We start from the raw sequence: 22,092 nt of genomic DNA on the forward strand, positions 1-22,092 counted from the left end.
GGTGTCAGCGTTCCAGGTACTGGCGCTTGTCCTTGACGCCGGCCCACTGGTCGGCATCGGCCAGCGGATCCTTCTTCTCGACGATCACCTTCCAGACCTTGGCGAGTTCGGCATTGAGCGCGATGTAGGCGCGCTGATCATCCGGCACGTCGTCTTCCGCAAAAATGGCCTCGACCGGGCATTCGGCGACGCACAGGGTGCAGTCGATGCATTCTTCGGGGTCGATCACCAGGAAATTGGGGCCTTCATGGAAGCAGTCCACCGGACAGACATCGACACAATCGGTGTATTTGCACTTCACACAGGCGTCGGCTACAACGTAAGTCATTCGAATTTACCCCGATGAGTTGAGAAATGCCCGGTTGCTTGCAGCCGGCAATTTTGATGTAGCATATCGGCACAAAACCGATTTTTCCAGCTTTACCATCCCCGAACCGTCCAAGGCCGCCTCCGGCCATCCCAACTTCAATCAGGAGCTGCACCGATGAGCGAGCATGTTCATTACATATCCGATGATTCCTTCGAACAGGAAGTCCTGCAGGCCGGGTTGCCCGTGCTGGTGGACTACTGGGCGGACTGGTGCGGCCCGTGCAAGATGATCTCGCCGATCCTCGACGAAGTCGCCAAGGAATACTCCGGCAAGCTCAAGGTGTGCAAGCTCAACATCGACGAGAACCAGGCGACGCCTCCCAAGTTCGGCATCCGCGGCATTCCCACCCTGATGATCTTCAAGAACGGCAACGTCGAAGCCACCAAGGTCGGCGCCCTTTCCAAGTCCCAACTCACCGCCTTCGTCGACAGCAACATCTGACAAACCCCGTTTCACCGGACGGCGCATCGGCGCGCCGCCAACCTGCAGCACCGTCCGGCACCATCCCTTGCTCACCGTCCGGCTCTTTCAAGCGAGCCCACTCAGGCCCCTCCCATGCACCTTTCCGACCTCAAGCAGAAATCGATCACCGAGCTCCTTGAACTCGCCGCGACCAACGGCATCGACAACGCCAACCGCTTCCGCAAGCAGGAGCTGATCTTCGCCATCCTGAAGACGCTGGCCAAGCGCGGCGAAAGCATCTACGGCGACGGCGTCCTCGAGGTGCTGCCGGACGGCTTCGGCTTCCTGCGCTCGCCCGAGACCTCGTATCTTGCCAACACCGACGACATCTACGTGTCGCCGTCGCAGATCCGCCGCTTCAACCTGCATACCGGCGACAAGATCGAGGGCGAGATCCGCACGCCGAAGGATGGCGAGCGCTACTCGGCGATGACCAAGCTCGACAAGATCAACGGCGAGCCGCCCGAGGCGAGCAAGAACAAGATCCTGTTCGAGAATCTCACCCCGCTGCATCCGGACAAGCCGCTCAAGCTCGAGCGCGACATCAAGGCCGAAGAGAACATCACCAGCCGCGTCATCGACATCGTCGCCCCGATCGGCAAGGGCCAGCGCGGCCTGCTGGTGGCGCCGCCGAAATCCGGCAAGACGGTGATGCTGCAGCACATCGCCCACGCCATCACCTCCAACCATCCCGACGTCGTGCTGTTCGTCCTGCTGATCGACGAGCGCCCGGAAGAAGTGACCGAGATGAGCCGCACGGTGCGCGGCGAGGTCGTCGCCTCCACCTTCGACGAACCTGCCAGCCGCCACGTGCAGGTCGCCGAAATGGTGATCGAGCGCGCCAAGCGCCTGGTCGAGCACAAGAAGGACGTGGTGATCCTGCTCGACTCGATCACCCGCCTCGCGCGCGCCTACAATACCGTGCAGCCCGCTTCCGGCAAGGTGCTCACCGGCGGCGTCGACGCCAACGCCCTGCAGAAGCCGAAGCGCTTCTTCGGCGCTGCGCGCAACATCGAGGAAGGCGGCAGCCTCACCATCATCGCCACCGCGCTGATCGACACCGGCAGCCGCATGGACGACGTCATCTACGAGGAATTCAAGGGCACCGGCAACCTGGAGATCCACCTCGACCGCAAGATGGCCGAGAAACGCCAGTACCCGGCGATCAACGTCAACCGCTCCGGCACCCGCCGCGAGGAACTGCTGATGCCGCACGACATCCTGCAGAAGGTCTGGGTGCTCAGGAAACTGCTGTATCCGATGGACGACATGGAGGCGATGGAATTTCTCCTCGACAAGATCCGCGCGACGAAGAACAACAACGAGTTCTTCGATTCGATGCGCCGCGGCTGACGGCGGGTGGGCTTGATCGGGTGCCAGTAACCCGCTATACTCTCGCGTTCTCCGAATTCAACCCGAAGGAATTGCCATGAAAGCCGGCATTCACCCCGATTACAAAGATGTGACCGTGAACTGCTCGTGCGGCAGCACGTTCGTCACCCGCTCCACGCTGGGCAAGGACAAGCTGCACGTGGAAGTGTGCGCGGCCTGTCATCCGTTCTATACCGGCAAGCAGAAGATCGTCGACACGGCCGGCCGCGTCGAGAAATTCCGCCAGCGCTACGGCATGAAGTAAGCCGTTCCGGCGATGCGAAAAAAGCGGCCACGGCCGCTTTTTTCATTCCTGCGGCGCCGGCGCGGTCGTCTTGCTGCGATTTCACGGCCTGACGACGGTATCATTTCGGGCGCCGCGTAACGAGAAAGAGGCCGACTTGAATTTCCGAGCTTTTCGCCGCATCGCCGTGATCGTGCTGGGCGCGCTCGCGCTGACACACTGTGCGCGGAATCCGGTCGGCCCGGATGGCGGTGCGGCGCAGAAAGCCGGCCGGCAGGAAGGCGGCCCGGGGGCGCAGGCCAACCGGGAACTGCTCAAGGCCTACGCCGTGCTCGACGCCCCGGTGCTGCAGGGCTACGTGAACGAGGTCGGTCAGCGGCTCGCGCAGCAGACCGGGCGCGGCGATCTCACATGGCGCTTCACGGTCGTCGACAGCCCTGAGGTCGATGCGTTCTCGCTGCCCGGGGGTTACGTCTACGTCACGCGCGGGCTGCTGGCTTACCTGAATACCGAAGCCGAGCTGGCGAGCGTGCTCTGCCACGAAATGGGCCATGTCGCGGCGCGCCACGGGCTGCGGCAGCCGGCCCCGCCGGCGGCGGCGGCGCTGGGCTCGGTCCTGTCGCCGGACGGCGGTGGCGAATCGGACGTGTTGCGGATGCTGGCGCAAGCGCGCGCCGGCGGCTACGGCGGCGACGCGGAGCGCGAGGCCGATCGCCTCGGCGCAGGCTACCTGGTCCGGGCGCATTACGCGCCGCGGGCGCTCGCCGATGCGCGGGCCGCGTTGAGGAACCAGGCGCTGGCCGCCGCCGCCCAGGCGCAGGGGGGCGGCGGGCCGGTGCAGGCCTATCACGCCGCCTTCCTTCCCGTTGCCGGCGAAGCCGTCGCGGCCGCCGAACGGGCGGGCACGCCGGATGGCACGCCGCCGCGCAGCGGGCGCGACGATTACCTGCACAAGACCGAAGGACTGGTATTCGGCGACAGCCCGGCCCAGGGCGTGATACGCAACAACGCCCTCTTGCACGACAAGCTGGGCCTCGCAATGCAGTTCCCGCCCGGGTGGCAGGTCAAAAACTGGCCCGAGCGGGCGTTCGCGCTCAGCCCGCAGGGCGATGCCGTGGTCGAGCTGGAACAGGGGCCGCAGAGCGACGATCCGATGGCAACGCTGCGGCAGGGCGTGCGGCTGGATGCCGGCGCGCGCTACGACAGCGGGCGGCTCGGCGGCTACGCGGCGGCGTTTGCCGCCGGCCACCAGCAGGGCAGGCCGGTGGTGGTCGCGGTCGTGGTAATGGGCCGTGTGCAATACCTGATCGCCGGCATGACGCGCGATGCGGACGCCTACGAACGCGAGCGCAGCGCGCTGCGGGCCGCGATCAACAGTTTTCACGCAATCACGCCGGCCGAGCGTCTCGCCGCACGGCCGCACATCTTGCGCCTGGTCGCGGCCCGGCCCGGCGTGACGATGACCGCGATGGCGCAGCAGTCGCCGCTGGGCGCCGATGCCGAAACGCAGTTGCGCCTGATCAACGCACTCTACCCCGCCGGCGAGCCCGTTCCGGGCCAGCTTCTCAAAATTGTTGAATAGGCCGTCCTTGTCCCCCGCCCGCCTCGGGCTCCTGCTGCTGTGCCTCGCCTGGCTGTTGCCGGGGCTGGTCGGGCATGCGCCCTGGAAGGGTGGCGACAGCGAGCATTTCGTGCGCCTGTGGCTGCTGCAGCACGGCGACGCGGCGTCGCAGGCCGTGGCCGGAACGCCGCCGCTGTACTACTCCGTCGCGACGACGACCGCGTGGCTGACGTCCGCCTTCCTGCCGCTTGCGGATGGCGCGCGGCTGGCGTCCGGGCTGTTCGTCGCCGCGGCGCTGTTCTTCGTCGCCCGCGCGGCCCGGATGCTCTACGGCGTCGAAGCGGCTTGGGCCGCCGCCCTGACGCTGCTGGGCTGCATGGGCCTGCTGGTCCGCGGTCACGAACTCAATGCCGCGACCGCCCAGTTCGCGGCGGCCGCCGTGATGCTGTACGGCATCGCCGCGCTGCCGCAGTCGGCGCGCGGCGGCGGGTGGCTGGGGGGCGGCACGGCGCTGATGCTGCTGGCCGGTGGTGCGGCGGAGGCGGCCCTGTTCGTGCTGCTCGCCGTCGCGCTGTACGTCGGATGCGGGGGGTTCCGCACGCCGCAGGCGCGGCGGGGGCTCGCGCTGGGGCTGGTTCTGGCGCTCGTGGCCGCCGGCCTGTGGCTGGGTTATCTTGCGGCGCAGGACGTTCCCTTTGGCCGCGCCCTCAATCTGCAGCGCTGGGCCGGCACCGCCGCGTTGCGGCCGCTCTTCTATCCGGGGACGCTGGGTTGGTACGCATGGCCGGCATGGCCGCTCGCGGGATGGGCGCTCTACCGCGAGCGGCGACAATGGCGCAGCCCCGGCGTCGCGTTGCCGGCGGCCGTGCTGCTCGGCCTGCTGCTGCTGTATGCCTTCGACCGGCACCCCGGCGAGGAGCAGGGCCTCATCCTGCTGCTGCCGCTGGCGCTGCTGGGGGCCGCCGGACTCCTGAGCCTGCGCCGCGGGGCCGCCTCCGCCCTGCTGTGGTTCGCCGTCATGCTGTTCGGCTTCCTCGCGCTCGTCCTGTGGGTGTACTGGGCGGCGCACGATCTCGGCCTGCCGGCCCGCGTGGCAGGGCGGCTGGGCCGGCTCGGGATGACCCAGGTCGGGACGTTCCGGCCGTGGGCGCTGGCGCTGGGGGGCATCGTCACGCTGGCGTGGATCGTGTTTCTTGCGCGCGTCCGCCGCTCGCCCTTGCGTCCGATGCTGGTCTGGACCGCCGGGATGACCTTCAGCTGGGGCTTGCTGATGGCGCTGTTCCAGGCGCCGCTCGACCAGCGCCTGTCGTACGCTGGTGTCGGCCAGGCGCTGGCGGCGCGGGTGGCGCCGGCGGAATGCATCGGGACCCTGCATGTGCGCCGCCAGCAGCGTGTGCTGCTGGCCTATCACAGCGGGCGCCGGCTGATGGCGGCCGACCGCGGCTGCGACTGGCTCCTGGTGGAGACCCGCGAGCGTGCCCGCGAGCCCGAGGTCGCGTCGCGCTGGCTCAAGGTGTGGGACGGCGGGCGCCCCGGTGAGCGCGATGACCGCTTCTTCCTCTATGCGCGTCGTGGTCGCGGCTGATCCCGAGCGCGTCGCCGCCGTCATCCTCGCGGGCGGGCAGGGCCGTCGCATGGGCGGGGCGGACAAGGGCCTGATCGACTACCAGGGCCGTCCGCTGGTCGAATGGGTGCTGGAGGCGCTTGCCCCGCAGGTCGACGAAATCGTCATCAGCGCCAACCGCAATCTCGAGCGCTACGCGCTGTACGGCCGTCGCGTGCTGCCCGACACGCTGCCCGACTTCCCCGGGCCGCTCGCCGGCGTGCTGGCCGCGCTGGAAGCAGTGCGGGCCGACTGGCTGCTCGTCGCGCCGTGCGACACCCCGCATCTGCCAGCCGACCTTGCCCTGCGCCTGCTGGGGGCGGCCCAGCTGGAAGGCGTGCCGCTGGCGGTGGCGGAGGACGCCACGCAGGTGCATTACACGTGCTTCATGGTGCGCGCCGACCAGCGCGACAACCTGGCGGCGTTCCTGGCGGGCGGCGGCCGTGCGGTGCACCGGTGGCAGGCGGGGCTGTCGTCGACGCATGTGCGTTTCGACGCCGCCTGCTTCGCCAACCTCAACCGGCCCGACGATCTGGCCTGAGCGTCCGCGCTATCCCTGGCGGCTTTCCGCGATCTGCCCGCAATACTGCTGCAGGTGCGCGGGCACGTCGGGCGGGCACAGGCCGCACCCACGGTTGCCCGGCAACGCGTAGTCGATGAACTTGGGATACGCGAGCTTCAGTTCGCCCATCAGCCGGACGAAGTCTTCGAGCGTGCGGTCGCCGCCCAGGCGCGGGTTGCGCGCCTTCTCCTGGCCGATGCTGCTGACGCGGCGCTGCTCGTAGTCGTGCGCCGGGTAGACGAGGGTGTCGTCGTCGTAGGCGAACAGCGTGCCGCGCACCGAGTGATAGAGCGCGGCGGCGTCACCGCTCTGGAAGTCGGTGCGGCCGCAGGCCTCGATCAGCAGCGCATCGCCGGTATAGAGGCGGCCGGCGTGGAAGTAGGCGAAATGGTTGTCGGTGTGGCCCGGGGTGTGGAGCGGCGCGAGTTCGATCGAGCCCATCGCGAGCGGCACGCCGTCGACGATGCCGACATCGGTGCACGGAAGCTGATCGAGCGCCGGGCCGGCGATCTTGCTGCCCACCGTTTCCTTCAGCTTCTTCGCCGAGGTGATGTGGTCGGCGTGGATGTGCGTCTCGACCGTGTAGGCGAGCGTGAGGCCGAGCGCGTTCACCTCGGCGAGGTCGCGTTCCCAGGCCGGCAGCACCGGGTCGATCAGCAATGCCTGGCCGGTCTGCTCGCAGCCGAGGAGATAGGTGTACGTGCTGGAAACCGGTTCGAACAGCTGCTTGAAGATCATGTGCCTTCCCTCCGGGGTTTCAGGGTGCGGCAAGCGCCTGATCCAGAAGTTCCACCCAGTGCTTGACCGGCGTCTGCGTGCCCGACTGCAGATGCGTCAGGCAACCGATGTTCGCGGTGGCGATCAGCTCCGGTCCTGCCGCCTCCAGATGTGCGAGCTTGCGCGTCTTCAGCTGCCCGGCGATTTCGGGCTGCAGGATCGAGTAGGTGCCGGCCGAGCCGCAGCACAGATGCCTTTCCGCCACCGGGACGAGTTCGAAGCCGGCGTCCGCCAGCAGGGCCTCGACGCCGCCGCCGAGCTTCTGCCCGTGCTGCAGCGTGCAGGGCGGATGATAGGCGATGCGTTTGGCAGGGAGCGGGGAGCGGGGAGCGGCAAGCGGCTTCAGCGCATCGCGCTCGGCGACGAGGATTTCGGAGATGTCCCGCGTCGCGGCGGAGATCCGCGCCGCCTTTTCCGCGTAGCGCGCATCGTTGCGCAGCAGCCAGCCGTAGTCCTTCACCATCACGCCACAGCCGGAGGCGGTCATCACGATCGCCTCCACGCCGGCGTCGAGATGCGGCAGCCAGGCGTCGATGTTGCGGCGCGCCGAGGCGAGCGCCGCGTCGGTGTCGTTGAGGTGATGCGCCAGCGCGCCACAGCAGCCGGCTTCCGGCGCGGCGATCAGGGAAATCCCGAGCCGGTCGAGCACGCGTGCAGTGGCGGCGTTGATGTTGGGCTTCAGGCCCGGCTGGACGCAGCCGGCGAGCACCAGCATGCGGCGCGGGTGGCGCGGTGCCGGCCAGTCGCCCGCCGCTTCGGCGGGCGGGATGCGGGCCTTGAGCGGGCCGGGCAGCAGGCCGCGCACGCCCTGGCCGAGCTTCAAGGCCGCATTGAACAGTCGCGGCGTTCCGAGGCCGGTCTTCAGTACCGCGCGCGTCGCGCTTTCAAGGGGGTTGCGGCCGACCGTTTCCTCGACCAGGTGGCGGCCGATGTCGAGCAGCTTGCCGTATTCGACACCGGACGGGCAGGTCGTCTCGCAGTTGCGGCAGGTCAGGCAGCGGTCGAGGTGGAGCTGGGTCTTCGCGGTCGGCGCCGCGCCCTCGAGCACCTGCTTGATGAGGTAGATGCGGCCGCGCGGCGAGTCGAGCTCGTTGCCGAGCACCTGGTAGGTCGGGCAGGTGGCGAGGCAGAAGCCGCAGTGCACGCAGCTGCGCAGGATGCGTTCGGCGACTTCGCCTTCGGGGGTTTTGCGAAAAGCATCGGCGAGCGTGGTCTGCATGTCAGAGTGGATTGGACAGTTCGATCAAATTGCCGTCGGGGTCGCGCACGTATACGGAAAGGATGGGGCCCTGTGCGCCGGTACGTTCGACCGGGCCGTCTTCGATGGCAACGCCGTGCGCGGCGAGATGGCGCACGATCTCGGCAACGGGCGTGCGCGCGAGCAGGCAGAGATCAACGGCGCCCGGCGCGGGGTGCGCCGCTTTCGGCTCGAACTCGCGGCCGGCCTGATGCAGGTTCAGTTTGCAGTGCCCAAAGGCCAGGGCGCGCCGATTTCCGCCAAAGAGCACCTCGCGCATGCCCAGTACGCGCGTGTAGAAGGTCACGCTGGCGGGAATGTCGCGCACGGTCAGTACGACGTGGTCGATAGCGTCGAGGTCCATTCAGAAGTCCGGGTATAGCCGGCCGCGGTTGAAGATACCTTTGGGGTCGAAGCGCTGCTTGAGCGCGCGGTGCAATGTCAGCATCGCCGGCGCGAGCGGGGTGAACACGCCGTCGATCCTATTGGACATTACGTTCGCCCCCTCCCCCGCCCGGGGGGAGGGTTGGGGAGAGGGCGCGTCACCGCGGAACAGCGTGGCGTGGCCGCCGGCGTCGCGTGCGGCTTCGCGCAAGCGCGCCGCGGGCAGGTCGGACGCCAGCCAGCGCACCGCGCCGCCCCATTCGATCCACTGCGCCTCGCCCAGCTTGAGCGGCGGAGTCGTCGATTTGACCGCCAGCCGCCACAGCGGGCGCTTGTCGAAGAAGGGCGTCGCCTGGTCGCGCAGACGCTGCCAGAAGCCGGCGGCGTCGTGCAGCGGTTCGCCGCCGAGCTTCGCCTGCGCGGCGTGCACCGACGACGCTGCGCCCGACAGGCGCACGGTCAAAAGGCCCGCGTGCCAGCTGGTGGCCGACAGCGGCAGCGGCTGCCCGGCCCATTCGTTCATGCGGCGGATCGCGGTCGCCTCGTCGAGCTCGAACTGCAGCGACACTTCTTCCGCAGGCCTGGGCAGCACCTTGAGCGAAACCTCGGTGAGGAGGCCGAGCGTGCCGAGCGCGCCGACCATCAGGCGCGACACGTCGTAGCCGGCGACGTTCTTGATGACCTGGCCGCCGAAGCGGAGCGGCTGGCCGGTGCCGTCGATCATCCGCACGCCGAGCACGAAGTCGCGCGCCGCGCCGGCATAGGGGCGGCGCGGGCCGGACAGTCCGGCGGCGATGGCGCCGCCGAGCGTGGCGTGGATCGGGTTGGCCGTGGTGAGCGCATCAGGGGCGCGCCCCGGCAGCGGAAATTCACCGAAATGCGGCGGTTCGAAGGCGAGCATCTGACTGTGCTCGGCCAGCAGCGCCTCGATCTCGGCCAGCGGCGTGCCGGCGCGCGCGGTCAGCACCAGTTCCTTGGGCTGGTAGTCGACGACGCCGGCAAGGCCGCGAGTGGAGAGCACCTCGCCCTCGTCGGCATTGCCGTAGAAGCTCTTGCTGCCTCCGCCCTGGATGATCAGCGGCGCGTTGGTTTCATAGGCGGCGCGAATGCGCTCGATCAGGGCATCCGGCATCAGAACCTCGGCAGCTCGGGATGCGGCAGCTGGCCGCCATGGACGTGCATCGCGCCCCATTCGGCACAGCGGTGCAGCTCGGGCACGGCCTTGCCGGGATTGAGCAGGGTGCCGGGATCGAACGCCGCCTTCACCTCGTGAAAGCGGGTCAGCTCGGGTGTCGCGAACTGCGCACACATCTGGTTGATCTTCTCGAGGCCGACACCGTGTTCGCCGGTGATGGTGCCGCCGACCTCGACGCAGAGTTCGAGGATGCGGCCGCCGAAGGTTTCGGCCTTCTCGAGTTCGCCCGGCTGGTTGGCGTCGAACAGGATGAGCGGATGCAGGTTGCCGTCGCCGGCGTGGAACACGTTCGCCACACGGAGCCCGAACTCCTCGCTCATCTCGCTGATGCGCTTCAACACATGCGGCAGCTGCGCGCGCGGGATGGTGCCATCCATGCAGTAATAGTCGGGCGCGAGCCGTCCTACTGCGGGAAACGCTGCCTTGCGCCCGGCCCAGAATTTCAGGCGCTGCCCCTCGCTGTCGGCGGTGCGGATCTCGGTCGCGCCGGAGGCTTCGAGCACCTGGCGCACGGTGTAGATGTCGGCCGACACTTCCTCGTTGACGCCGTCGACCTCGCACAGCAGCAGTGCCTCGGCCATCGGGTAGCCGGCGTGGACGAAGGCCTCGGCGGCCTCGATCGCGAGACGGTCCATCATCTCGAGGCCTGCGGGCACGACGCCGGCGGCGATGATGTTGCCGACCGCGGCGCCCGCCCGGGCGACGTCGTCGAACGCGGCGAGCACGACCTGCGCGCGCTCCGGGCGGGGCAAGAGCTTCACCGTGACCTCGGTGATCACCGCGAGCATGCCTTCGGACCCGGTCAGCAGCGCGAGCAGATCGTAGCCCGGCGCGTCGAGCGCGTCGCTGCCGATTTCGAGCGCATCGCCTTCAATGGTCAGCGCGCGCAGCTTGAGGATGTTGTGCACGGTCAGCCCGTATTTCAGGCAGTGCACGCCGCCGGAGTTCTCCGCGACGTTGCCGCCGATCGAGCAGGCGATCTGCGAGGAGGGGTCGGGCGCGTAGTAGAGGCCGTGCTCCGCGACGGCCTCGGAAATCGCGAGGTTGCGCACCCCGGGCTCGACCACTGCGGTGCGGGCGAGCGGATCGATGGCCTTGATGCGGTTGAGCTTGGCGAGTACCAGCAGCACCGCGCCGTCGACCGGCAGCGCGCCGGCGGCGAGCCCGGTGCCGGCGCCGCGCGCCACCACCGCGACCTTTTCCGCGTGGCATAGCTGCAGCACCGCCGCCACCTGCGCCTCGTTCTCCGGCAGCACCACCACGTCGGGGATGTTGCGGTAGGCCGCAAGACCATCCGACTCGAACGGCAGAAGATCCTCGCGCTCGCTGAGCACGCAGTGCGCGGGCAACAGGGCGCGCAGCTTGGACAGGAAGGCGGGACTCAGCATGCGGATCGCGAAACGGGACTCAGGCCGCGAGTTTAGCCGGGCTCGCCTCACCGCGCGAGGGCGCCAGTCGCCGGTAGGCCTCGGCGAGCGCATCTTCGCCGCCGACGTTGCCGGGAAAGATCACCACCGGCAGCATCGGCAGGCGGTGCCACGGCGGTGTCTGCACCACGGTGACGCCGGGCAGGATCTGGCCCAGCACGCGCGACGCGGTCAGCTCGAGCCCCGTCGACAGCATGTCGTTGGACGTGATGCCGCCCTTGCTGATGAGGAAGCCCAGCGTCTCGGGCAGCCGCTGCACCACGTCCATCAGCGTGCCCGACACCGCTTCGCCGAAAGCGAGGCGTTCGGCCGTGCTGGCGAATTTGAGCTCGCGGCGGCTGGTGAAGATCACCGGGGTGAGCCCCTGCGCGTGCGCGTGGGCGACGCTCGCCGTGAGTTCGTCAGCGACGGCGGCTCGCTCCCCCGGCAGGCGGGTGACGTCGAGCGGCAGGCCCACGACGCCGCGTTCCTTCAGCAGTTGCGTCAGCTGGGCGGTGGTCTTCGCCACGTGCGAGCCGACCACGACCGCTCCGGGACGGGCGTCGCGCACCAGCGTCGCGAAGGCCTCGGCGGCGACCGGCTGCGGCGGCAGCTTGGCGAGCGCGGTCAGCAGCGAGGCGGCGCTGCGGAACAGCAGGCGCTTGCCCCCGGCAGCCGCCCTCAGCACGGCGTCGGCGAAGGTGCGGTAGTCGGCGGGCGATTCACCGTCGACCACGCCGACGTCGTTGTTCGTGAGCGCGGCGAGCCAGGCGCCGGCGCGGCCTTGGCGCAGCTCGGCGAGCGTGAGGCGCGCGACGTCCCTGGCGGCGACGCGGCCGCCGGTCTTCTCGGCGACGTAGTCGGGGAGGTATGCCGTCGTGTAGCCGAATACCGAGTCGCGCGCAAATTCGGTCTCGTGCGTCGGCACCGGCTCGCCGTCGACCATCAGATAATGCGTGCTGTCGCGCGTGATGCGCCCGCCTTCGAAGAAGCCGGGGGTGAGCAGCGTCGCGTCGAACGGCCCGAGCACTGCGTTCATCACGTCGGTCTCGACCGGATAGTGGCCGCGCAGCGTCGAGTCCGAGCGCGACACGAACAGCACCGGGCCGGCGTAGTCGGCGAGCGCAAGCCTGAGGTTTTCGCATACCTCGCGCGTGACCGCGGCGGCGCGCGCAGCGTCCATGCCGCGCGTGTTGGTGAGCACGAAGAACAGCGGTGCCGCGTCGGCCAGCGCCGTCCTCAGCGTGGCGACGTCCCAGCGCGTCAGCAGCAGGCAGGAATGCACCGTCTGCGAGCCGGTGGGGTCGTCGTCGAGAACGATGATTTTCGGGTTCATGGTCAAGACCTTTGATGGACGCGAATGCGCCGCAGCGCATTCGCATTGACGTGTCAGGCCGCCGCGCGCTCCAGCATGGCCAGCGCGCGCTCGTGCATCGCCTGTGCGTTCATGCCGTTGAAGTCGAACAGCTGCTGCGGGTTGGCGGTGGTCTCGCCGCGCTTCCAGCAGAACACGTCGCGCTGCGAGGCCTGGCTGCGCAGCAGCACGGGCTCGAGCGGCGCCGAGGGACCGCCGGTGACGCCGATCAGCACGTCGCCGTGGAACATGTCGCGGAAGGCGTCGTCGCCCATGAAGCGGCCGTCGGGCTCGGACACGCTGTCCCACAGCACGTCGCTCGGGCGGTACAGCCGGCGCGGGTTCACCACCGCGACGATGCGCGAGCCGATGCCGGCCTCGGCGAGCTTCTCGGCGGCGGCGAACACCGGCTGCAGCACCATGTCGCCGGTGACGGCGAACACGACGGTGTGCGAGCCCTTCGTCTCCTTCAGCACCATCGCGCCCTCCTCGATCGCCTGACGGCTCTGCGCCAGCGTCGCGTGGATCGGCAGCGGCGACTTCGACGCGGTGATGACGATGCCCTTGTTGGTCTGCTTCAGGGCCCAGTCGTAGCTTGCCTGGATCATGTTGGCGTCGACGGGGAACAGCGGGTAGACGTTGCCGTTCCGCATCATCGCGGCGAAGTAGCTCTCGATCTCGGGCCGCTGGTGGGTCCAGCCGTTGCGGCCCTGCTCGAGCGCGCCGGCGGTGAACAGGCACACCGTCGCCGGGGTCGGGCGGCGCAGCTCGGCCATCGCCTGCGTCACCGTCTGCCAGATCGGCAGGCCGTTGATCGCGAAGGATTCGTAGCTGCACCACAGGCTGCGGCCGCCGAACAGCGCGACGCCCACCGCGAGCCCGGCGCAGGCGTCCTCGTTGAGCGGCTCGTAGACCTGGCCGGACGGCCCCTGGAAGTAGAGGTCGTCGGCGGTAGGATGGCGGATCGTCAGCGCCTTGTTGATGTTCGCCATGCCCGAGGCCTCGTTGCCGTCGGCGTTGGTGACGACGAAGTGCGGATCACGCTTGCCGACTTCGCCGACGACGTGGCCGAAGGCGGTGGTCGGGATGTGGTTCTCGCCGACCGCGAACTCGGTCAGCGCGATGCCGTCGAGGCTTGGCAGCACGCGCACGTTCTCGGTTACCGCGACCTTCGCGGCGGGGCCGCCGCCGGCATGGCGGAAGTTCTCGCGCACCAGGGTCCAGGCCTTGATCGGCAGCGCGCGGCGCACGAGGCCGCCTTTCACGTCGTCGGAGTCGAGCGTGTGGTGCGCGTAGAGGTTGTGCGACTTGGCGCCGGTGGCGTGCACGCCGGCACCCTTCAGCTGCTTGACGATCAGGCAGGCGCGGCGACCGGAGAGGGCGCTCCTGGCGGCGGCATCGGCGGCCGCGAGCACGGCGCCGGTGAAGGCCATGCGCGCTTTGAAGTCGAAGGTCGTGCTGTCCGCGTAGACCGGGGCGTCGGCACCGCCGAACTCGCGCGCGTCGATCAGGTGCACCTCGTCGAAGCCGTGGGCGCGCCAGTAGGCGACCATCTGCGCGTTGCTCCACAAGGACACCATGCTGTGGTGCTCCTGCGAATAGCCGTTCCACACCAGCACCGGCAGGTAGTTGGTGACGTCGGGGTACGCGGTCGCGAAGTGCTGGAACGCGCTCATGATGTAGGGCTCGCCGAGGCCGCCATCGCCGATGGTGACCGGGAACAGCTTGTCGCGATGCAAGTAAGCGCCCGCCAACGCGAAATGCTGGCCCTGGCCGAGCGGGCCGGCGGGCGCCAGCAGGCCGGGGATGGCACCGGAAAGGTGGCCCAAGAGGCCGTGGCGCTCGCGGAAGCGCGCGCGCATCTCGGCCACCGTGTGGATGCCCATGTCCTCGAGCGAGGTGTCGAGGAACATTGCCGAATAGAAGCCGGGCGCGTGGTGGCCGACTTCGGTCACCATGTTGCGGTGGCCCAGGAGATGCAGCGCGGCGACGGCGTCGGCGCTGGAGGCGAAGCCGCCCGGGTGGCCCGAGGACTTGCTGCCGGTGACCTGCAGCGTCAGGTAGCGCAGCGCGTCGGCGGCGAGCAGGGTCTGGTAGATCGATGCTTCGCCGCTCGCGTCGGGCAGCGCCGGCTGCCTGGGCCCGAGCAGCGGCGCCGCGCCGAGGCGGTCGATCTCGGGGAAGCTGTCGGCAAAATACTGGATGCCTTCGCAGAAGGCGGGCAGGGTCTCGGGAGTGGACTGCATCTGGGCGCTCATGGCGTGGCCTTTCACAATATGAAAATGTTTCACGTCATGTGAAACGATGAGCGCATTGAAGCAGTAAACTGCAAGCAATTTCACATTGCGCGATAAATTTTCATTCTATGAAAACCGTCAATTCCTCCATCCAGGTGCTCGACCGGGCGATGGCGCTCGTCGCCGTCATGGCGCGCTCGCCGGGCCCGGTGAGCCTGAGCCGGCTGGCCGGCGAAGCCGGGCTGCATACCGCCAGCGCGCACCGCATTCTCGGCGCGCTGATGGCGCATGGCCTGGTCGAGAAGACCGGCGCCGGGGCCTATGATCTGGGCGTGCGCTGGCTCGAAGTGGGCAATCGCTTGCGCGCGCGCCTGAACATCCGCCAGGTGGCGATGCCTTTCATGCAGCGCCTGGCCGAGCAAACGGGCGAGACGGTGAACCTCATCGTGCGTCGCGGCGACGAGGCCGTCTACGTCGAGCGCGTGACCGGCGGCCAGACGCTGATCCAGGTCGTCCAGGTGGTCGGCGCGCACGCCCCGCTGCACGTCACCGCGGTGGGCAAGATCTTTCTCGCCGAAGACAGCGCGAGCGGCGTGATGGGCTACGCCGAGCGCACCCGCCTGCCGGCGTACACCCCGAATACGCTGACCACGCTCGAGCGCCTCAACGCGGAACTCGCGACCATCCGCCGCGAGCAGCTTGCGTATGACCGCGAGGAGGCCGAACTGGGTGTCGCCTGCATCGGCGCCCCCGTCCGCGACGCCGAGGGCAAGCTCGTCGCCGGGCTGTCGATCTCGGCCCCGGCCGACCGCCACAAGCCGGGCTGGGCCGAGGCCCTGCGCGCGGCCGCCGACCAGACGGGTGCCGCCCTCGGCTACCCGGGCGGAACCTGAACGCGGGGTTGACGAGTCGCCGGGGGGGCCGGCCGAACCCCGGGAATCCTTGCCGCGTCGCCCCTGGCCGCGCCACGACGCTTGCGGAGCGGCGCGTTTATTGGCACTGTGCCGCCATGACGACTTCCCCCGGGCCCAGGGCCGCCACCCGCTACCAGATCGCCGCCTGGGTGATCATGGCGGCTGGCCTCCTGCTGGCCCTCGCCCTGCATCTCCTGCCCGCGCTGCTGGCGGGCCTGCTGGTGTCCCAACTGGTGCACCTGCTCGCCCCGCGCTTCGTCATCGGCCGCCTGGACCACGCCTGGGCCAAGATCCTCGTGGTCTCGCTCATCACGCTCATCGTCCTCGGCGCACTCAGCGGCTTCAGTGCCGCCATCATCCTTTACCTCCGCACCGAAGGCGGCCTGGCGGGCCTGCTGACCAAGATGGCGGAGATCGTCGAGAACTCGCGCGCCTTGCTGCCGTTGTGGGCCGCCGCGTGGCTGCCGCATGGGGACGTTTCGGCGACCCGCGACGTCCTCGTCGAGTGGCTGCGCACCCATGCCCTGGAGATCCGGCAGTTCAGCGGCGCCGCCGGAAAGGGCCTGCTTCATTTCATCATCGGCCTGATCATCGGCAGCTTCGTCGCCTTGCGCGAGGCCAGCGCGGGCGGCGCGCGCGCGCCCCTGGCCCAGGCCCTGGTCGAGCGGGCCAACCGCCTGGGCGACGCGTTTCGCCGCGTGGTCTTCGCGCAGGTGCGCATCTCCGCGCTCAACGCATTGCTGACGGCGGTCTACCTGATGGGCGTGCTGCAGGCCTTTGGCGTCCACCTGCCGTTCACCAAGACCATGATCGTCGTCACCTTCCTCGTCGGCCTGCTGCCCGTGCTGGGCAATCTCATTTCGAACACCATCATCGTCGTGATCTCGCTTTCGCAGTCGCTGGAGATCGCGTTCGCCTCGCTGGGCTTCCTGGTGCTCATCCACAAGCTCGAATATTTCGTGAATGCCCGTATCATCGGCGAGCAGATCCAGGCGCGCGCGTGGGAGCTGCTGATCGCCATGCTGGTCATGGAGGCGGCGTTCGGCGTGCCCGGCGTCATCGCCGCACCGATCTTCTACGCCTATATCAAGAAAGAATTGTCAGACCAGGAGCTCATCTAGAACATGTCGAACGACAGCGAATCCCTCGTCATCACCGCCAGCGGTGAAGACAAAATCGGCCTGGTGGAGGGCCTGACGCGCCGCATCGCGGACAGCGGCTGCAACATCGAGGAATCGCGCATGGCCGCCCTCGGCGGCCGCTTCGCGCTGCTGATGCGGGTGTCGGGCAGCTGGGACGCGCTGGCCAAGCTCGAGGCGCGCCTGCCGAGCGTCGGCGAGGAGCTGGGTCTGGCCATCATCCAGCAGCGCACCCGCCCGACGCGGGCCGCCAAGCCGCTGATTCCCTACATGGTCGACGTCACCGCACTCGATCAGCCGGGCATCGTCAACAGCCTGGCCAATTTCTTCGCGCGCCTGCACATCAACATCGAGGCGCTCGACACCGATACCTACCCGGCGCCCCATACCGGCGCGCCGATGTTTGCCGTCCACATGACGCTGGGCATCCCGGCGGACGCGCACATCGCCACGCTGCGCGGCGATTTTCTCGACTACTGCGACGACCAGAATCTCGACGCCACCTTCGAGCCGATGCGCAGCTGAAGAACCCTCATTTGCCCGCGCCGGCCGCCTCGTGCGGCGACCCGGCGAAAGGAATCCCGGATGCCCAGTCTGCTCATCATTGCCCACGGCAGCCGCCGCGCGGCCTCCAACGACGAAGTACGCGCCCTCGCCGACGCCGTGCGTGCCCAGCCTGGGCACGACTACGCGCACGTCGAAACGGCGTTTCTCGAGCTCGCCGAGCCGAGCATTCCGCAAGGCCTCGCGGCGCTGGCGCAGAACGGCGCGACCGAGATCGTCGCGTTTCCCTACTTCCTGGCGGCAGGAACCCATGTGGCGCAGGACATTCCCGAGGCCATCGCGGCGTTCACCGCCGCGCATCCCGGCGTCGCCGTGCGGCTCACCCCTCACCTGGGGGCGGCTGCAGCCCTGCCGCGCGCCATCCTCAGCGTCGCCGGCTGATCATTCGCCTTCGCTGACGCTGAGTTCGATGTAATACATCGGCACGACCTCGTCTTCCCGCCGCGCGGGAGGCTGGCTGCGCACCAGTGCCGCTTCGACGCGTGCGGCCTGCAGCGCGGGCCGGTCGATCACCGCCGGATAGAGGCGCCAATGCTTTTCGACCATTTCGGCCTGCTGGCACGCGCTCGCCTCCAGCGCGGCGCGCGTGCTCGCGTCGAGGTGCGGCAGCAGCAGCATCCAGGGTGCCTGCCAGGCGTGGTAGTCGTGCACCAGACGGGTGTGCGCCGCGTCCATGCCGGCGGTGGCGATGAACAGCGGCGGGAACGCCTCCGCCTCCAGCACCCGGCCGCGCAGGTGCTCGCCGCCCCGGAGCGTGTGCAGGCCCAGGCCGGAGCCGTCGTCGGAGCGGCGAAACCATTGCACGACGCCGCTGGCGAGACTGTTCACGTAGCGCGTGAGATAGAGGCCGGCAGACTCGGCCAGGCCGGTGATCGCCCCGCTCTGGAAACGTTCCTGCGCGGCGATGCCGGCGCGCCAGTCGAGCGGCGGCCGCGTGTCGGTTTCGCTGTCGTTGCGTACGCTGTGCAGGAGCGCCAGCGGCTGGTCGTCGCGGCCCAGCAGCCACAGTTCGAACGGATCACGAAAGCGGAAGGGCAGGTCGCGATGCACCCTGAGCAGATGCTCGTAGACGACCGCACCCATGTGTTCGAGCCGACGGAAGTCGTCCGACGGATAGAGCGGGCCGCGCTTGAGGCCCTTCTCGGCCGACCAGTGGCCATAGCGGATGTCCGATATCTGCGCGCGCTTGCCCGCGCGGCCGAGGCCGTCGAGCAGCGCGTCGTTGGCGACGTAGATGTCCCACTCGATGCCGTCGGTGGTGACGGCCTCGGCCGATTCGTATCGAATGACGTGCACCACGCCGCGGAACGGGTTGAGCAGGCGCTGGGCGTAACATTCGATCTGCATGTCATGCACTTTACATGACGCGCGATCCGATTCAAGGCAAGGCGCGGCGATCGGGCGGTGGCCACGCCTTCCGCGTTGGTGGCATAATTCGGACATTCGCATCTCTTTGGAGGAGCCACGATGAAAGCGACGGTCCTGTCCCTGTCCGCCCTGGCCCTGCTGGCCGGCTGCGCGAGCAGCCCCAGCGCCGAACAGCAGGCTGCGATGGCGGCCGATGCCCGCAAGGCAGCCGGCACCCTGATCCAGCAGCTGGGCGGCGAACTGAAGGCGGCGCTTGCCGAAAAAGGCCCCGACGGCGCGATCGGCGTCTGCAAGCTGCGCGCCCCCCGGATTGCAGCGGACGTTTCCAGGCAGTCGGGCTTCACGGTCAAGCGCGTCAGCCCGAAGAACCGCAATCCCGCGGGCGTGCCGGATGCCTGGGAAACTCAGGCGCAGGCCACCCTCGAGACGCGCCTGGCCGCGGGCGAGAAGCCCGAGACGCTGGAGACCTGGCAGGTCGTCCGCACCGCGACCGGCAAGCAGTTCCGCTACGCGAAGGCGCTTCCCGTCCAGCCGGTCTGCCTGACCTGCCATGGCGACCCGGCGAAGATGGCCGACGGGGTGAAGGCGCGCCTGGCGGCGGACTATCCGCTCGACAAGGCGACCGGCTACGCGCCGGGCATGCTGCGCGGCATCGTGTCGGTCAAGCGCGACCTGTAGGAATCCCTCCGACAAGAAATTCCCGGGCGGGCGGGCTTCAGACCCGCCCGATTCTGCCGTTTAATCACCCGAAGCGCCCAGGTATGTCGCGGAGGAATGAAGCGTGCTGAATCGTCTCGTCGGAATGTTCAACAAGGAGCAGGCTCCCGCGCCTGCCCCACGTGCCGCGGTGCCGGCCGAGCCGGTCTCCAGGCCGGCTGAAAAAGCCCCCTCGGTCATGCGCCGCGAGGCGATGCTGGGCCGCGACCAGAAGATCGCGGCCTACACCTTCATGCTGCGCCGCGCGACCGACGACGCGAGCGACGCGGGGCTGCCGGAAGTGCAGCGCCTCTACGACGACACCCTGCTCGGCAATCTTCAGCGCATGGACATTGCGCGTCTCCTCGGCCAGCGCCACGCCTTCGTGCCGATCGCACCCGCCAGCCTCGGGCACCCGTTGATCGACGGCTGGCCGGCCGCCGGCACGGTTTGGCTGCTCAGGCTCGACGCGCAGGCCCTCGCCGATGACGCCGTCCTGGCGCGCATGACCGAGCTGAAGGCGCGCGGCTTCCAGTTCGCCGTGCAGGCCGACGAAGTCATGCGGCCCGAGCGCCACCCGGTCCTGCAACTCGCCGACTACGTCGAAGTGGACGTGAGCAGCGAGGACATTCCCGCGGTCACCGCCCAGCTGGCCGCGGTTTCCAAGATCGCCGCAGGGAAGAAGTTTGTCGCGACCGACGTGCAGACGCTGGAAGCCTTCCACATGTGCCACAAGCTCCAGTTCGCCCTCTTCATGGGCCCCTTCATCACGCGCCACGAAACGCTCGCCAGTCCCACCATGGGCCCGTCGCGCGCCAAGGTGCTCGACTTGATGAACCGGGTGCGCACCGGCGCCGAGCAGCCTGAGCTCGCGGCGCAGTTCCGCCAGGACCCCGCCTTGTCGGTACGGCTGCTGCGCTACGTCAACTCGCCCGGCATGGGCCTGATGAACAAGATCGGCGGCATCGAGCAGGCGCTGATGGTGATGGGCCAGGACAAGCTGTACCGCTGGCTCACGCTGATCCTGTTCACCGGTGGCCAGGCGCAGGAGCTCGACCACGCATTGCTGGAGAACGCGCTGGTGCGCGGGCGCGTCGCCGAGCAGCTCGCAGGCCGAGCGCTGTTCGCCAAGGCGCGCGACGAGATTTTCGTCGCCGGCCTGTTCTCGCTGCTCGACGTGGTGATGCACATGCCGATGGAGCAGGTGCTGAAGCAGATCAGCCTGCCGGCCGAGATCACCGAGGCGCTCCTGCACCGACAGGGGCCGTACGCGCCCTACCTCGCGCTCGCGATCGCCTGCGAGCAGGACGACCAGAGCAGCATCGAGGCCCTGGCCAAGCAGATCGGCCGCGACGTGGCCGACATCAACGGCGTCCACATGGACGCGCTGCTGTGGGCGCAGCAGCTGTCGGGCGACGTCTGAACGGACCGCCTTCGGCCGGCCCGCCAGCCGGCTGGTGCGTCTACATCCTGCGCTGCGCCGACGGCACCCTCTATACCGGCATCACGACCGACGTCGCACGCCGCGTCGCCGAGCACAACGGTGACGGCGCGGGCGGCGCGCGCTACACGCGCGCGCGTCGCCCCGTCGAACTGGTCCATGTCGAAGCCGCCGCCGACCGCATCGCGGCCATGCGCCGCGAAGCGGCAATCAAGCGGCTCGACCGCGGCGCCAAGCTGGCGCTGTGCGGCATCGCGTCTCCCACGCGCTGAATCCTAGCGGCCGTTGTTGCCGTTCAGCCGCATCCGCAGCTGCGGCAGGGCGGCCGCGGCGGCGCGCCGGCCGGCCTCGATCGCCTGCGCGGCGCGGTGGAACTCCATCAGGCCGAGGTCGGCCAGCAGCGGCGTCACCAGCACGTCGGCCGGTTCGCCCGCCAGCCGGCTGCGGGTGATCAGCACCTGCATGATGTTGATGCTGGAGGCCAGCACGTCGAGCATGGCGGGCGGGCGCGGGCCGTGGTCCGGGGCGAAGCCGAGCTGCGACATGCCGTTCTGGATGCGCGTCATCACCGTCCCGGCGAGCGTGGCCGGCTCCGCGTCGGGCGGCGGGGACTTCGCCGGCTTCGGCTTGAGATGGCGCCCCAGCAGGTCGGCATTGAGGTCGACCGCGATCACGAGGTCGGCGCCCATCGCGCGGCACAGCGACACCGGCACCGGATTGACCAGCCCGCCGTCGACCAGCCAGCGGCCGTCGCGCTGCACCGGCGTGAACAGGCCCGGCAGCGCGATCGAGGCGCGCACGGCGTCGGTGACCTTGCCTTCGCGCAGCCATACCTCGCGCCCGCGCGCGAGATCGGTGGCGACGGCGCCGAAGGGCCGCGCCAGCGTCTCGATGTCGCGGTCGACGACATGTGCGCGGAAGAATTCGATCAGCTTTTCGCCCTTGATCAGGCCGCCGCCGAGCGAAAAATCGAGGAAGCCCATCACCGCCTGCAGCCTGAGGCTGCGCACCCATTGCTCCAGGCGGTCGAGTTCGCCGCCGACGCAGGCGGCGCCCACCAGCGCCCCGATCGAGGTCCCGCAGACGATGTCCGGCTCGACGCCGGCGTCGGCCAGCGCGCGGATCACGCCGATGTGGGCCCAGCCGCGCGCGGAGCCGCCGCCGAGGGCAAGTCCGATGCGCGGGCGGGGCGGCGCGCTCATCGAAG

General features: G+C 69.0%; 23 protein-coding genes. 13 read left to right on the forward strand and 10 right to left on the reverse strand.

Annotated elements, in window-relative coordinates:
* Positions 1-4: 4 nt before the first annotated feature.
* Positions 5-328, reverse strand: a complete 324-nt coding sequence (fdxA, locus tag VA613_RS00195) for a ferredoxin FdxA (protein WP_324779851.1) — start codon at positions 326-328, stop codon at positions 5-7.
* A 156-nt stretch (positions 329-484) separates the two neighbouring features.
* Here fdxA and trxA point away from each other — a divergent pair, with 156 nt between their 5' ends.
* The 6 genes from trxA (at position 485) to mobA (ending at position 6,152) form a co-directional block, all read left to right on the forward strand.
* Positions 485-811, forward strand: coding sequence for a thioredoxin TrxA (gene trxA, locus VA613_RS00200; RefSeq protein WP_324779852.1), 327 nt, complete (start codon positions 485-487; stop codon positions 809-811).
* Positions 812-925: 114 nt separating this feature from the next.
* A complete protein-coding gene (gene rho / locus VA613_RS00205) occupies positions 926-2,185 on the forward strand; it encodes a transcription termination factor Rho (protein ID WP_324779853.1) in 1,260 nt (419 codons plus the stop codon).
* Between the two features lie 76 nt (positions 2,186-2,261).
* Positions 2,262-2,468, forward strand: coding sequence for a 50S ribosomal protein L31 (gene rpmE, locus VA613_RS00210; RefSeq protein WP_324779854.1), 207 nt, complete (start codon positions 2,262-2,264; stop codon positions 2,466-2,468).
* 136 nt (positions 2,469-2,604) lie between these two features.
* The gene (locus VA613_RS00215) at positions 2,605-4,029 is read left to right on the forward strand and encodes a M48 family metalloprotease (RefSeq protein ID WP_324779855.1); all 1,425 of its coding nucleotides are present in this window, start codon (positions 2,605-2,607) and stop codon (positions 4,027-4,029) included.
* Positions 4,030-4,036: 7 nt separating this feature from the next.
* Entirely contained in the window at positions 4,037-5,593 is a 1,557-nt protein-coding gene (locus tag VA613_RS00220) for a hypothetical protein (protein WP_324779856.1), read from the forward strand.
* Positions 5,553-6,152 carry a molybdenum cofactor guanylyltransferase MobA gene (mobA, locus tag VA613_RS00225; RefSeq protein WP_324779857.1) on the forward strand — a complete coding sequence of 200 codons (600 nt, stop codon included), beginning with the start codon at positions 5,553-5,555 and terminating at the stop codon, positions 6,150-6,152. Before VA613_RS00220 ends, mobA begins: the two co-directional genes overlap by 41 nt.
* 9 nt (positions 6,153-6,161) lie before the next feature.
* Here the strand turns inward: mobA and VA613_RS00230 are convergent, their stop codons facing one another.
* From VA613_RS00230 to VA613_RS00260, 7 genes are read right to left on the reverse strand one after another with little or no spacing between them, the layout of a single operon-like run.
* A complete protein-coding gene (locus VA613_RS00230; protein ID WP_324779858.1) occupies positions 6,162-6,911 on the reverse strand; it encodes an MBL fold metallo-hydrolase in 750 nt (249 codons plus the stop codon).
* Positions 6,912-6,930: 19 nt separating this feature from the next.
* Positions 6,931-8,169 (reverse strand): glycolate oxidase subunit GlcF, encoded by a 1,239-nt coding sequence (gene glcF, locus VA613_RS00235; protein WP_324779859.1) that lies wholly within the window; start codon positions 8,167-8,169, stop codon positions 6,931-6,933.
* 1 nt (position 8,170) lies between these two features.
* Positions 8,171-8,551, reverse strand: a complete 381-nt coding sequence (locus VA613_RS00240) for a VOC family protein (protein WP_324779860.1) — start codon at positions 8,549-8,551, stop codon at positions 8,171-8,173.
* A complete protein-coding gene (glcE, locus tag VA613_RS00245) occupies positions 8,552-9,703 on the reverse strand; it encodes a glycolate oxidase subunit GlcE (RefSeq protein WP_324779861.1) in 1,152 nt (383 codons plus the stop codon).
* Positions 9,703-11,154 (reverse strand): FAD-linked oxidase C-terminal domain-containing protein, encoded by a 1,452-nt coding sequence (locus VA613_RS00250; RefSeq protein WP_324779862.1) that lies wholly within the window; start codon positions 11,152-11,154, stop codon positions 9,703-9,705. Before VA613_RS00250 ends, glcE begins: the two co-directional genes overlap by 1 nt.
* A gap of 19 nt (positions 11,155-11,173) precedes the next feature.
* A complete protein-coding gene (locus VA613_RS00255) occupies positions 11,174-12,508 on the reverse strand; it encodes a four-carbon acid sugar kinase family protein (RefSeq protein ID WP_324779863.1) in 1,335 nt (444 codons plus the stop codon).
* A gap of 53 nt (positions 12,509-12,561) precedes the next feature.
* Entirely contained in the window at positions 12,562-14,784 is a 2,223-nt protein-coding gene (locus VA613_RS00260; RefSeq protein WP_324779864.1) for a phosphoketolase, read from the reverse strand.
* A 107-nt stretch (positions 14,785-14,891) separates the two neighbouring features.
* Between VA613_RS00260 and VA613_RS00265 the strand changes: the two genes are divergently transcribed.
* The 4 genes from VA613_RS00265 to VA613_RS00280 all read left to right on the forward strand — a co-directional run bounded on the left by VA613_RS00265 (position 14,892) and on the right by VA613_RS00280 (position 17,761).
* Positions 14,892-15,656 carry an IclR family transcriptional regulator gene (locus VA613_RS00265; RefSeq protein ID WP_324779865.1) on the forward strand — a complete coding sequence of 255 codons (765 nt, stop codon included), beginning with the start codon at positions 14,892-14,894 and terminating at the stop codon, positions 15,654-15,656.
* Between the two features lie 116 nt (positions 15,657-15,772).
* Positions 15,773-16,798 carry an AI-2E family transporter gene (locus tag VA613_RS00270; RefSeq protein WP_324779866.1) on the forward strand — a complete coding sequence of 342 codons (1,026 nt, stop codon included), beginning with the start codon at positions 15,773-15,775 and terminating at the stop codon, positions 16,796-16,798.
* 3 nt (positions 16,799-16,801) lie between these two features.
* On the forward strand, positions 16,802-17,341 hold the full coding sequence (locus VA613_RS00275; RefSeq protein ID WP_324779867.1) for a glycine cleavage system protein R: 540 nt from the start codon (positions 16,802-16,804) through the stop codon (positions 17,339-17,341).
* A gap of 60 nt (positions 17,342-17,401) precedes the next feature.
* Positions 17,402-17,761 (forward strand): sirohydrochlorin chelatase, encoded by a 360-nt coding sequence (locus VA613_RS00280; protein WP_324779868.1) that lies wholly within the window; start codon positions 17,402-17,404, stop codon positions 17,759-17,761.
* Here VA613_RS00280 and VA613_RS00285 read toward each other — a convergent pair whose 3' ends face one another.
* Complete coding sequence (locus VA613_RS00285; protein ID WP_324779869.1) at positions 17,762-18,727, reverse strand: hypothetical protein; 966 nt, start codon at positions 18,725-18,727, stop codon at positions 17,762-17,764. It abuts the gene before it with no gap.
* A gap of 120 nt (positions 18,728-18,847) precedes the next feature.
* Here VA613_RS00285 and VA613_RS00290 point away from each other — a divergent pair, with 120 nt between their 5' ends.
* The 3 genes from VA613_RS00290 (at position 18,848) to VA613_RS00300 (ending at position 21,157) form a co-directional block, all read left to right on the forward strand.
* Entirely contained in the window at positions 18,848-19,426 is a 579-nt protein-coding gene (locus VA613_RS00290; RefSeq protein ID WP_324779870.1) for a Tll0287-like domain-containing protein, read from the forward strand.
* Positions 19,427-19,529: 103 nt separating this feature from the next.
* Positions 19,530-20,867 (forward strand): EAL and HDOD domain-containing protein, encoded by a 1,338-nt coding sequence (locus VA613_RS00295; RefSeq protein ID WP_324779871.1) that lies wholly within the window; start codon positions 19,530-19,532, stop codon positions 20,865-20,867.
* Positions 20,837-21,157 (forward strand): GIY-YIG nuclease family protein, encoded by a 321-nt coding sequence (locus VA613_RS00300; protein ID WP_324779872.1) that lies wholly within the window; start codon positions 20,837-20,839, stop codon positions 21,155-21,157. The genes VA613_RS00295 and VA613_RS00300 overlap by 31 nt, the downstream gene beginning before the upstream one ends.
* 3 nt (positions 21,158-21,160) lie before the next feature.
* On the opposite strand, the gene rssA is transcribed toward VA613_RS00300, so the two are convergent.
* On the reverse strand, positions 21,161-22,087 hold the full coding sequence (rssA, locus tag VA613_RS00305; protein WP_324779873.1) for a patatin-like phospholipase RssA: 927 nt from the start codon (positions 22,085-22,087) through the stop codon (positions 21,161-21,163).
* Positions 22,088-22,092: the final 5 nt, after the last annotated feature.

Origin of the sequence: Thiobacillus sp. SCUT-2, from assembly GCF_035621355.1 — a bacterium.
Classification (GTDB): Bacteria; Pseudomonadota; Gammaproteobacteria; order Burkholderiales; family Thiobacillaceae; genus Thiobacillus; species Thiobacillus sedimenti.